Origin of the sequence: Streptomyces sp. R-74717 (assembly GCF_047305335.1) — a bacterium.
Taxonomy (GTDB): Bacteria; Actinomycetota; Actinomycetes; order Streptomycetales; family Streptomycetaceae; genus Streptomyces; species Streptomyces atratus.
This window is the reverse complement of sequence record NZ_CP102361.1, coordinates 8410513-8422589: the sequence shown is the minus strand read 5'-3', so window position 1 is coordinate 8422589 and position 12077 is coordinate 8410513. Positions and strand designations below refer to the sequence as shown.

Sequence of the window (12077 nt, the reverse complement as noted above, 5' to 3'; positions counted from 1 at the left end):
GATCGGCCTACCAGGAAGAGACCAACGGACCATGGCGGTGGACGCCCTCGACACCCGCATCCTGCGATTGCTCATCGAGCAGCCGCGTACCAGCGTGCGCGAGTACGCACGCATCCTCTCCGTCGCCCGGGGCACCCTCCAGGCCCGTATCGACCGGCTGGAGCGGGACGGTGTGATCACCGGTACGGGTCCGATCCTGTCCCCCGCCGCGCTGGGTCACCCGGTGCTGGCCTTCGTTCATCTGGAGGTCACCCAGGGGCATCTGGACGAGGTCGGTGGAGCGCTCGCCTCGGTGCCGGAGATCGTCGAGGCCTTCTCGACCACGGGCGGCGGCGATCTGCTGGCCCGGGTGGTGGCCCGCGACAACGGGCATCTGGAGGATGTGATCCAGCGGCTGATCCAACTGCCCGGTGTGGTCAGGACACGTACCGAGGTGGCGCTGCGCGAGCGGGTTCCGCACCGGCTGCTGCCGCTGGTCGAATCGGTGGGCCGCACGGCCGCCGGCAGCCCGAAGTGATCACCGTCTTGGCATGCTGGACGGCATGAACTCCCGGCGCGTCCCCGTCCCCATCGTCGTCTTCGAACTCGACGCCACACTGGTGGACAGCGAGCCGAACCATTACGAGGCGGCGCGCCGTCTTCTGGAACGGTACGGCGCGCCCTGCTTCACCTGGGAGCACCACACCTGCTTCATCGGGATCGGTGTCCGCGAGACGCTGGCGGTCCTGCGTACCGAGTACGGGATCGAGGCGCCCGTCGACGAACTGGTGGCGGGTCAGGACGCCCTGTATCTGGAGCCGGCGCGATCGTCGACCGAGGTCTTCCCCGAGATGCGGAAGTTCGTGGAGCGGCTGTACCAGGAAGGCGTCGGGATGGCGGTGGCGTCGGGCTCGTCCCGGGCAGCGATCGAGGCTGTGCTCGCGGGCACGGGACTCGTGATCGACCCGGCGGACTCCCGGGCCTGGATCCTGTCGGCGCTCGACGGCCGGGCACCCGAGGAGGTCCCCGCCCCGGCCCTCCCTCCCGGCAGCCGCCGTCGGTTCGTCGACACCTGGTGAGGAATCCGCGGCACTGCCTCCCGGCGGCGCCTCTGCGGACAGCGTCTCGGCTGCTCGGCGTGCCGTCGAGGTCCGGCGGCCCGATATCCTGATCATGCCGCGCGCCCCACCCCGCCCCGATCCCGGTCGGGTCGCCGCCGTGGCAGTCGAAGCGGCCCACAATTCGAGATTGGTGCACAGGTGCTGGTAGCTGGTCGGTACCGCTTGTTGTCTCCCATAGGCCGCGGCGGCATGGGTGAGGTGTGGCGCGCCGCCGACGAAGTGCTCGGCAGGGCGGTGGCCGTGAAGCTGCTGCTCGGCGACCACGCGGACGAGTCGGCCACCGCCCGGTTCCGTCTGGAGGCCCAGACCGCGGCCCGCCTGAGCCACCCTCATCTGGTGGCCGTGTTCGACTTCGGGGCCTGGGAGGACCGCTTCTACCTCGTGATGGAGCTCGTAGAGGGCAGAAGCCTGGGCGATCTGCTCGCGGCCGAGGAGCGGCTCGGCGCCGAGCAGGTCGCCCGGATCGCGGGCCAGGCGGCCGCGGGGCTCGCCGCCGCCCATCGGCAGGGCATCGTGCACCGTGACATCAAGCCCGGAAACCTGATGCTGGACGCGGAAGGGTCCGTCAAGATCGGCGACTTCGGCATCGCCCAGTTCGTCGACGACCCTTCCGCCGCGCTGACCACCACGGGGCAGATCGTCGGCACCAGTCTCTATCTCGCCCCGGAGCGCGCCCTGGGCCGTACGGCCGGTTCGGCGTCCGACATGTACTCCCTCGGCTGTGTGATCTACCAACTTCTGCTGGGTGAGCCACCGTTCCGCTCCGACACTGCGACCGCCACGCTCTATCAGCATGTCGACACGGCCCCCGTGCCGCTCAGACAGCGGGGAGTCGACCTGTCTCCCGCCTTCGACTCCTATCTGCTCGGGCTGCTCGCGAAGCAGCCCGAGGACCGGCCCAGCGCCCAGCAGGTCGCCGACTGGTTCCAGAACGATGCGTGGCGGGGACAGCCGGAGCCCATGCCCATGTACGCCCCCATGCCCCCTCCGGCAGCGCCGAGTGCTCCTTATGCCCCGGCACCTGCCCCCGCGTTCGGCACAGCCCCGGCATCTCCCTCCGCTCAGCAGGCCGACGGCGTGACGACATATCGCCTGCCGCAGGCCGGCGGCCACAGACGGCGTCCGGCGGACCGGTCCGTGCCGGTCCGGCGGCGCACCGGCGCCCGCGAGGCGATCAGGCGTCGGCCCAGAGTGGCCAGCGCCATTGCCGGTACGGTCGCCTTCGTCGCGGCCGTGTACCTGGGAATGAGCCTGTTCTCCCCGGATTCCGGCTCGGCCGACACCCCGGGCACCGGTCCCACCGCATCCACCGGCCCCGATTCACCGGCCCCCGACCAGCCGGCACAGGACAGCGAGGGCGACGGGGACGACGAGCAGGACTGAGCCGCTCTCCGCTGCCCGCCCCGGCCCCATGACCGTACCGCCCCTGCCACGGCACCACCCGTCAAGCAGCCGTCAGGACCGGCGGTTACGGCGTCAGCGGTTCATCAACGGACGCCGACGGGCCGGCCGGCTTCCATAACGTCGCTGCCATGCGACGACGTGACATCCGAGCTGTGCCCGGCCCGCACACCGGCCGAGCACACCCTCCGCCCGATACGACCGCCCACGACCACGGCTGGGCCGGGGACCTGCGGTTCGCGGTCCGCTGCGCCGTGACGCTCCTCGGGCTGCTCCTGGCCGTCGATGCGACGGCCGGTCACCTCACCTGGCTGCGCGCACTGCTGTGGACCGGCCTGGCCGCCCTGCTGCTGGTGGTCCTGGTGCCGCCACGGGTCCGTGCGGGTGCCGGGTGGCTGTCCTGCCGCGGCCTGGTGCGCGAACGGATCGTGCGCACCGACCGGCTGGTGTCGGTGCGCTGGTCGGACGGAGTCTCCCAGCGTCTGGTGCTCCGTGACGCGGACGGCGGCCGGGCCGAGGTCGACCCCCAGGTCTTCCTTGCCAATCCGGCGCTGTGGCACCGGCTGGACGACGACGCCCGCGGCTGTGTGAAACGTGGGACGCTGCGGTGCGGGGTGACGGCGCTGCGTCAATTGGCCGACCGTATCGACCGCCGGACCGCGCGTACGGTGTTCACGATCTCCGGCCTGGAGTAACCGCCCCGCACGCCCGGGTTGTTGTGCGATCCCACCATCGCGGCTTGACCAGACTTGCCAAGTCCCCCGGCAGCCCTCGCTTTTCATTGACGAGGCCATGACGACATGTGAGTGTTCGGTCGCTCGATCAGGGACGACGGCGACACGGGCGACGGGGCCGGCCTTGGACGGCCGGAGCAAGTGCGTCATCGTACGCCGCTGCCCGTGATCGAGGCCCCCCGACTCAAGGAGCCTCGATGAAACGCAGACCGATGACGGCCGGGACAACCCTGGCCGTCCTCGCCGGAATGCTGGTCGCCACCAGCGGCCGGCCAGCATCTGCCGAACCGTCTCCGCCCGCCCCGACCGCGCTCTCGACCGCGGTGTCGGCAGCCGACCGAGCTGCCGCCAGTGGTCTCGACACCCTGGCGAAGGGACCCGACGAGCAGTACGAGCGGCAGATGGTGACCCCTTGGGTCAATGGTATGTACTCCGTCGCCTACCAGCGCACCTACCGCGGTCTGCCGGTCGTCGGCGGGGACGCGGTCGTGGTGGCCGACTCCGAGGGCCGGGTACGCGGCACCCAGTCGGCGGTGTCCCGGCGGATCAACGTGCCGACCACACCGACCGTTTCCGCCAAGGCGGCCGAGACCACCTCCCGCAAGAAACTCACCACCGTGACACGGGTGGACTCGCACCGTCTGGTCGTGCGCGCCACGGGAAGGACCTCCCGGCTGGCCTGGGAGACGGTGCTCACCGGGCGCAGCGCCAAGTCCCCCAGCCGTCTGCATGTCTTCGTCGACGCCGGCACCGGCAAAGTGCTCGACAGCTACGACGACGTCAGGGCGGGCACCGGCAACAGCCAGTGGAACGGTCCGTCGCCGCTGTCCATCGACACCACCGCGTCGGGCGGCAGCTACTCGCTGCGTGACCCGAACCGGCCCGGCCTGAGCTGCGCCGACTACAGCACGGGCAGTGTCTTCAGCAAGTCGAGCGACTCCTGGGGCACCAGCAGCGCCTCCAGCAAGGAGACCGGCTGCGTCGATGTCATGTGGGCGGCGCAGCACGAGTGGAACATGCTGAGGGACTGGCTGGGCCGCAACGGGCACGACGGCAACGGCCGCAGTTGGCCGGTCAAGGTCGGGCTGAACGACGTCAACGCCTACTGGGACGGCTCCTCGGTATCCATCGGCCACAACAACGCCAACCAGTGGATCGGCGCGATGGACGTGGTGGGCCATGAGTTCGGCCACGGCATCGACCAGTACACGCCCGGCGGCGCCAACAACGAGTCCGGTCTCGGCGAGGCCACCGGCGACATCATGGGCGCCCTGACCGAGGCGTACACCAACGAGCCCGCCCCGTACGACGACCCGGACTACACCGTCGGCGAGAAGATCGACCTGGTCGGCAACGGGCCGATCCGGATCATGTACAACCCGTCGCAGACCGGCGACCCGAACTGCTACAGCTCCTCCATACCCAACACCGAGGAGCACGCGGCGGCCGGTCCGCTGAACCACTGGTTCTATCTGCTGGCCGAGGGCTCGAACCCGGGCGGCGGCAAGCCGTCCAGCCCGACATGCAACAGCTCCTCGGTCACCGGTGTCGGCATCCAGAGCGCCGGCAAGGTCTTCTACGGCGGCATGCTGCTCAAGACGAGCGGAATGACCTACAAGCGCTACCGCACGACCACCCTCACCGCCGCCAGGAACCTCGACTCCGGTTGTGTGCTCTTCGACCGGACCAAGGCCGCGTGGGACGCCATCAGCGTGCCCGCCCAGAGCGGCGACCCGACCTGTACTCCCAGCGGCAGCAACGACTTCACCATGTCCCTGGACCCGGCGTCCGGCTCGGTGAAGCCCGGTAATTCGGCGACGGCCACGGTGCGGACATCGGTCAGCTCCGGGAGTGCGCAGACGGTGAACCTGACGGCGAGCGGTCTGCCGAGCGGTGTCACCGCGTCGTTCAGCCCGTCGTCGGTGCAGTCCGGAGCGTCCTCGACGATGACCGTGTCCGCGTCGTCGAACGCCGCACCCGGCGCGTACACCTTCACGGTGAAGGGTGACGGCACCCAGAGCCACACCGCGCAGTACACACTGACCGTCGACAACGGCGGCAGTCCGGGCGGCAGCGCACCCGACATCAGTGTCGCAAACGTTCAGTCCCATCTGGCGCAGCTGAACACCATCGCTTCGCAGAACGGCGGCAACCGCAGGGCCGGCAGCGCCGGATACACGGCCTCTGTCGCCTATGTGAAGGGCAAGCTGGAGGCGGCCGGTTACACCGTCAGCGAGCAGACCTGCACCAGCTGCACGTACCGCGGCAGCAACCTGATCGCCGACTGGCCGGGCGGCCCGTCCGACCAGACCGTCATGTTCGGCGCCCACCTGGACGGCGTCGCGGCCGGCCCCGGGATCAATGACAACGGCTCGGGTTCCGCCACCCTGCTGGAGAACGCGCTCGCCCTGGCGCAGCGGAACCCGACGATGACCAAGCATGTCCGCTTCGCCTGGTGGAACGGCGAGGAGCAGGGCCTGCAGGGTTCCGAGTACTACGTCGGCCGGCTCACCGCCGCCGAGCGCAGCGCCATCAAGGCGTACTACAACTTCGACATGGTCGCCTCGACCAACGCGGGCTACTTCATCAACAACGTCGACTCGGCCGCCTCGGCCCCGATGAAGGAGTACTGGGATTCGCTGAACCTCGCGCCGGAGGAGAACGTCGAGGGCCAGGGACGGTCCGACGACTACTCCTTCCAGCAGGGCGGCATTCCCACCTCCGGTTACGCGACGGGCGCGAGCGACGCCAAGTCGTCGGCGCAGGCCACCAAATGGGGCGGTACGGCGGGCAGGTCCTACGACTCCTGCTACCACCAGTCCTGCGACACCACGAGCAATATCAACGCGACCGCGCTCGACCGCAGCGCCGACGGCGTCGCCCATACGGTGTGGAAGACCTCCGTCGGCACCACCGCGCCGGCCGATGACTTCTCCGTCGCGGTGAAGCCGGTCTCCGGCAATGTCCAGCCGGGCGGCTCGGTCGGCGCGAGTGTGTCGACGGCGACCACCAGTGGCTCCGCGCAGACCGTGAAGCTGACGGCCTCCGGGGCGCCGAGCGGTGTCACGGTCGCATTCGCCCCGGCCTCCGTACAGTCGGGTTCGTCGTCGGCGATGACCGTCTCCGCCGGGTCCCAGGCCGCGCCGGGTACGTACACCATCACGGTGACCGGGACCGGTTCGGCCACGCACGCCACCACGTACTCGCTCGTCGTCGGTGGCGGCGGCACCTGCCAGGCACGACAGGTGGTCGCCAACGGCGGCTTCGAGGAGGGCGTCGCGCCGTGGACCCAGACGGACGGCGTGATCAGCAACCGGACGTCGGAGAAGCCCGCGCACAGCGGCGCGTACATGGCCTGGCTCGGCGGCTGGGGATCCACGCACTCCGACACCGCCTCGCAGTCACTGACCATTCCCCCGGGCTGCTCGGCGTACAAGCTGTCGTTCCATCTGCGCACCGACACGGATGAGTCGGCGGGCGACCCGACCGCGTACGACACATTCACCGTGAAGCTGGGCACCAAGACGCTTGCGACGTACTCCAACACGGACGCCGCGGGCTCCTACGTCCAGGAGACCTTCGATGTCGGCGCCTTCGCCGGTCAGACGGTCACGCTCGGGTTCACCAGCAATGAGGACGCCTATCTGCAGACCAGCTTCGTGGTGGACGACGTGACGCTGAACGCGAACTGATCCGTCATCAGGATGCGGGCCGGGCGGGGCGTGTCCGCACACGCCCCGCCCTCGGTGTCTCAGCGGACGACGGCCGCCAGCCGGCGGGTGAAGTCGTCGATCTCCGGCCGATTGCCGTGCCGTTCCGCCAACCGGCCGTGCAGGCCGCGGAGTTCGTGGCCGAGCAGCGTGGATGCGGTCACCTCGGTGGTGTCCAGCACGGGTTCGGCGATGGCGATCGCGGCGAGCGGTTCCTGGGCGCAGGCATGGGCGTCGGCCATCCGAACCAGGAACAGCATCCGTGTCGAGTGCATCCCCGCGGGGAGCAGGCCCAGCGCGGTACGGGTCGCCTCGACCGCGCGCAGCGCCAGTCGACGGTCACCGGTCGCCGCGGCGAGGTCCCTCAGTGCCCCGGCGGCGCCCGACTCCACCCGCAGACGCACGGAGGCGACGGAGAGCCAGGGTGCCTCCGTCTCGTCCTGCTCGCCGACCCGGTCCATCTGTGACCAGGCACGGTCGATATGAACCAGGGTCTGCCGCGTGTCGCCCCGCACCGCATGCCCGCGCGCCTCGTACAGATCGCTCATGGCGCCCGCCCAGTGCCGGCCTGCGGCCGCCCGCCGGATCGCGCCGCCGTAGGCGAGTGCGGAAGGGACGTCGCCCTCCAGCCGCGCCAGGGTGCTCATGTCGCTGAGCGCGGCCACCTCCGTTCCGACGTGACCGGCCAGGCCGGCCCAGACCAGCGACCGGTCGAGCCAGGCCATCGCTGTCGCGTTCCGGCCCCACAGCAGCCGCAGACAGCCGGCCGACTGTGCGTACTCGGCTGCAAGTGGCGCGAGTTGGCGTTGGTACGGCGCTGCGGGCAGGGCCATCCAGCGGAGCATCGCGTGCAGGGTGCGCTCGACCACGACGGTCGCTCCCGGCCAGGCGCGCTCCTCATCGGCCCGCTGGCAGACGGCGAGCAGCGCCGTCAGGGCATGCACGGTGTCGATGTCCAGCGGCGGACACGAGACGGTGGCCGGGCCCAGGGCGCAGAAGGCCGAATGCAGGGCGATGACGTCGGCGAGTACGGGAACGGTGCAGCCGTCGCGGCCGTGCACCGGACACACCAGCCCGTAGGTGGGCAGGCTCATGGGCAGGACGGTGTCCGGCGGCAGCATCGAGAGCAGGGCGCCACCCGCGGGTTCGCCGGGCAGGGGGCCCGTCCGTGCGGTGGTCGCGACCGGACGTAGGCCCCCGCTCCCCTCGCCCGTAGCACCCGGTCCTTCGGCCTCCGCCGCCTCGCAGGCGTCGAGCAGGTCGCCGCCGGCCGTCAGCAGATCGTCCAGCCTGCGGGCGAGCGGCAGCGGCGTCTTCCGGGTTCCGTGCTCCAACTTGCTGATGGCGGTGTGGTCGTAGCCGACGCGGGCACCCACCTGGGCCTGGGTGAGCCCGGCGCGCCTGCGCCACCGACGTAACCGGGTCCCGAAGGCTCTCCACGCCTCTGCGGTACGGACATCCGGCGAAGGGCCCACGCCCTCGGTCACCCGGAACCCCTCGGAGCCCCGCCGGATCTCGCACCCGTGCCACGCTCATGGCTCATAGCCGGGAGGATAGCGAGCGCGTGTGCGCGGTGTCCCCGGTTGCCGCGGGAAGATGGCGCCTTCCCGCGCCTTTCTCTCATCACCCTGGCCGATTACGTAACACTCTTGCGCAGTCAACCAGTTGAGCCGGACTGAGCCGCATGAAGAGGCAACCCGCCGGGCATATGACCGATGACTGACAGGGGGTGGTGGCAATGAGCCGCATCCAGATCGTCCGACGTCCGCAGCTGCCGTCACGGCCGCCGCCACTCGATCTGCGAACCCCGTCCGGCCGCCCGCTGCCGTACTGAGCACGGCCCCGGCGCGACCGGCGACAGCTGCGTCGGTTCGACCGGCCGACACTCGCCTTCTCCGGATCCCGGGCCGAGCTCCTCCCGGCCATCGAGGCGGCACCATTGAACCCGCTGCCTCCCACGAAGAATCCGAGCGCGTACTTCCGTGGCAGCAACCGAGCGGCACCGCACAATCTCTGCCTGCGACGGCACACCGGCCCGTACGGCCGACGGTGGCCGGCTCGGCGCGGCCGATGTGGTGGTGCCGTACGCGACCGTGTGCCCCTCGCTCCATCAGGACCGATGGGGCAGCACATCTGCGTACACCGAGACCGTGAGCTCCGGCATCGTCTTCGCGCCGAAGTGACGCGAGCGGCGTCGGCGTGATCGTCACGGGCTGCGGGTGTTGAGGAAAACCGCAGGGTGGCGGGTGCGGAGAACATCACCCGGTTCGACGGCAATCCCCGTACCGGCGCCGGGCGGCGCTTCCTAGCGTTGCCGTTGAGGCGCGACGGACTTCTCACGCCTCTCCACCACCGGCCAGGAGTCAGTTCATGGATCTCGTCACTCTGGGACTCCCCCAGGAACCCGCGGGCGGTGTCGCAGGCTGGGCAGCCGGTCTCGTCGACACCATGGGGGGTCCGGGAGCCGGCCTCGCCATCGCCCTGGAGAATCTCTTTCCGCCGCTGCCCAGCGAGGTCATTCTCCCGCTGACCGGGTTCGCGGCGGGGCAGGGCGTCATCGGCCTGGCCTCCGCGCTCTTCTGGACCACGCTCGGTTCGGTGGTGGGCGCGGTGGTTCTGTACTGGATCGGAATGCTCTTCGGCCGCGACCGGATGCATGCGATCTGGGCGAGGCTACCGCTGGTCAGGAGTTCCGATCTGGAGCGTACGGAGCGGTGGTTCGCCGAGCACGGCACCAAGGCCGTCCTCCTCGGGCGTATGGTGCCGATCTTCCGGAGTCTCATCTCCGTGCCGGCCGGCGTGGAGCGCATGTCGCTGCCGCTCTTCGTGACCCTGACCGCTGTGGGCAGCCTGCTGTGGAACTCTGTGCTGGTGATGGCCGGGTACTGGCTCGGCGACCGGTGGGACCTGGTGGAGACCTATGTCGGGTTCCTCTCCAAGGCCGTTCTCGTCCTGGTCCTTGCGGCCGTCATCGTGTACGTGAGTCTGCGGTTGCGCTCCCGTCCCCGTGAGCGGGCGCAGCACCGTCGTTCGTCGTGAGCTACGAGCCGTTGTCACGCGCTCTCCCGGTCTCCCCCGCCCGCCAAGGTCGATCTTGCCGTGACGGTGCCGCGCGACTAGCCTCGGCATCCGTGCAGGGGGACTCCACAGACAGTGCAACCGGTCGTCTTCCGGGGCCGCTCGGCCCGAGGCGCGACGAAGGGGGCACCTCGGTGGCGCGCACCTCCCCCTGGCCCCGCAGAGTCACGGGTGCCCTGCTCGGCTGCTGCACCGCCCTGCTGGACCTGTTGTATTTCGCCGTGCCGGGCGCTCTGTTGGGCCCGTTCATTCTGTGGCCCCGTACGCGTCGGCGCGCCCTGGCCGTGCTGAGTGCCGGGGCCCGTCGGCTCACGGAGCTGGAGCGGATCCGTCGCAGCGTCTTCTTCGGCGACGTGTTCCCCACGCACCGCGCGTCCGACCGGAAGGTCCTTCGCTACCTCGCCACCCACACCTGCACGGGGATGCTGTCCGGATTCGTGGTCACGCTGCTGGGGTTCGGGGTCGTGCTGGCCGGACTGCTGGCGGCCGGGGTCGCACGCGCCACCACGAGCTGGCAGGAACTGCTGACCCAAGGGGTCCTCGGCGGTGTCCTCCTCTTCCTCGACCTCCAGGGGCTCTTCTCACTGGACGCCCTCGACGCACGGCTTGCACGAGAACACTTCGGCCCGTCCGAGCGGGAGTTGCTGGAGCGGCGCATCGCAGAACTGGCCGCCAGCCGTGCCGGGGTGCTCCGGGCGGTCGACGTGGAGCGCAAGCGCATCGAACGTGATCTGCACGACGGCGTGCAGCAGCGGCTCGTCGCACTCGCCATGCTGCTGGGCCGGGCCCGCCGCAACCGGACACCCGAGCAGGCCGATCTGCTGCTCCAGCAGGCGCACAAGGAGTCCCAGGAGGTCCTCACCGAGCTGCGGGAGGTGGCCTGGCGCGTCTATCCGTCGGCGCTCGACAACCTCGGGCTGGAGGAAGCACTCGGCGGGGTGGCCCAGCGCTGCAGCATTCCCCTGCGCATGGAGTTCGACCTGGCGCTGCCATTGCCCCGGCCCGTCGAGACGGCCGCCTACTTCGTGGTGTCGGAGGCTGTGACCAACGCGGCCAAGCACTCCCGCGCGACCCACATCTCCGTCAGCGTCAAGGGTGACGGGAGCGGAGTGTCCGTATGCGTCCGGGACAACGGCACCGGTGGAGCCGATCCCACAGGCAGTGGACTGGCCGGGCTGCGCAGCCGGGTGGACGCACTTGACGGCCGGCTGTACATCGACAGCCCTTCCGGGGGCCCCACCACCATCATCGCGGAGCTGCTGTGCGCGTAATGCTTGCCGAGGACTCGACCCTGCTGAGGGAGGGTCTGGTCCGATTGCTCGCCGAGGAGGGACATGAAGTCCTCGCCGCGGTGGGTGACGGGACGGCTCTCGTCCGGGCAGTCGAGGCGGACCCGCCGGACCTCGTCGTCGTCGACATCCGGATGCCTCCCACCCACACCGATGAGGGGCTGCGGGCCGCGCTGGAGATCCGTGAGCGCTGGCCCCTGGTCGGTGTACTGGTGCTCTCCCAGCATGTGGAGCGCAATTACGCGGTGCGGCTGCTGTCCGCGAACGCCGAGCGGGTCGGCTATCTGCTCAAGGACCGGGTCGCGCAGGTCGACGAGTTCCTGGACTCGCTGGAGCGGATTCACGCGGGCGGCGCGTCCATCGACGCGGAAGTCGTACGGCAGTTGGTGGTCCGGACCACGCACAGCGACCCCTTGGCCAGGCTGACGCCCCGCGAGCGCAGTGTCCTGCAGGAGCTGGCGCAGGGCCGCACCAACGCGGCCATCGCCCAGCAGCTGCACATCTCGCTCAGTTCGGTCGAGAAGAACCTCAACTCCGTCTTCGACAAGCTCGATCTGGCGCGGACCACGGGATACAGCAGACGAGTGCTGGCGGTCCTGCGCTACTTGGAGTCGTAGGCGCCGGTGCGCCGGTCCCTACGGGCTCGGGTGGCACCATGCGCCCGTCGCCCGCCCGGACGACGACGGCTTCCGTGATCGAAGTTCCTCACGCAGTGGTCGATGGCGCATCAGGCGGGTGCCGGACATCCGGGCCTGGTTCCGCACC

General features: G+C 70.1%; 9 protein-coding genes and 1 pseudogene. 9 read left to right on the top strand and 1 reads right to left on the bottom strand.

What is annotated here, in order from left to right:
* Window positions 1-31: 31 nt before the first annotated feature.
* The 5 genes and pseudogenes from NRF20_RS38640 (at window position 32) to NRF20_RS38620 (ending at window position 6927) form a co-directional block, all read left to right on the top strand.
* Window positions 32-517, top strand: coding sequence for an Lrp/AsnC family transcriptional regulator (locus tag NRF20_RS38640; RefSeq protein WP_413754078.1), 486 nt, complete (start codon window positions 32-34; stop codon window positions 515-517).
* 25 nt (window positions 518-542) lie between these two features.
* Window positions 543-935: pseudogene (locus NRF20_RS38635) on the top strand (HAD family hydrolase); the annotation flags it as partial.
* A gap of 354 nt (window positions 936-1289) precedes the next feature.
* A complete protein-coding gene (locus NRF20_RS38630) occupies window positions 1290-2483 on the top strand; it encodes a protein kinase domain-containing protein (protein ID WP_398633288.1) in 1194 nt (397 codons plus the stop codon).
* A gap of 149 nt (window positions 2484-2632) precedes the next feature.
* On the top strand, window positions 2633-3196 hold the full coding sequence (locus tag NRF20_RS38625; protein ID WP_398633287.1) for a hypothetical protein: 564 nt from the start codon (window positions 2633-2635) through the stop codon (window positions 3194-3196).
* A 251-nt stretch (window positions 3197-3447) separates the two neighbouring features.
* Window positions 3448-6927 (top strand): M28 family peptidase, encoded by a 3480-nt coding sequence (locus NRF20_RS38620; RefSeq protein WP_413754649.1) that lies wholly within the window; start codon window positions 3448-3450, stop codon window positions 6925-6927.
* Between the two features lie 59 nt (window positions 6928-6986).
* On the opposite strand, the gene NRF20_RS38615 is transcribed toward NRF20_RS38620, so the two are convergent.
* Window positions 6987-8432, bottom strand: a complete 1446-nt coding sequence (locus tag NRF20_RS38615; RefSeq protein ID WP_413754077.1) for a helix-turn-helix domain-containing protein — start codon at window positions 8430-8432, stop codon at window positions 6987-6989.
* 495 nt (window positions 8433-8927) lie between these two features.
* On the opposite strand from NRF20_RS38615, the gene NRF20_RS38610 reads away from it, so the two are divergent.
* The 4 genes from NRF20_RS38610 to NRF20_RS38595 all read left to right on the top strand — a co-directional run bounded on the left by NRF20_RS38610 (window position 8928) and on the right by NRF20_RS38595 (window position 11929).
* A complete protein-coding gene (locus NRF20_RS38610) occupies window positions 8928-9128 on the top strand; it encodes a hypothetical protein (RefSeq protein WP_398633285.1) in 201 nt (66 codons plus the stop codon).
* A gap of 187 nt (window positions 9129-9315) precedes the next feature.
* Entirely contained in the window at window positions 9316-9984 is a 669-nt protein-coding gene (locus tag NRF20_RS38605) for a DedA family protein (protein WP_266364000.1), read from the top strand.
* Window positions 9985-10157: 173 nt separating this feature from the next.
* The gene (locus tag NRF20_RS38600; RefSeq protein WP_398633284.1) at window positions 10158-11294 is read left to right on the top strand and encodes a sensor histidine kinase; all 1137 of its coding nucleotides are present in this window, start codon (window positions 10158-10160) and stop codon (window positions 11292-11294) included.
* Window positions 11294-11929 (top strand): response regulator, encoded by a 636-nt coding sequence (locus NRF20_RS38595; protein WP_266365812.1) that lies wholly within the window; start codon window positions 11294-11296, stop codon window positions 11927-11929. Before NRF20_RS38600 ends, NRF20_RS38595 begins: the two co-directional genes overlap by 1 nt.
* Window positions 11930-12077: the final 148 nt, after the last annotated feature.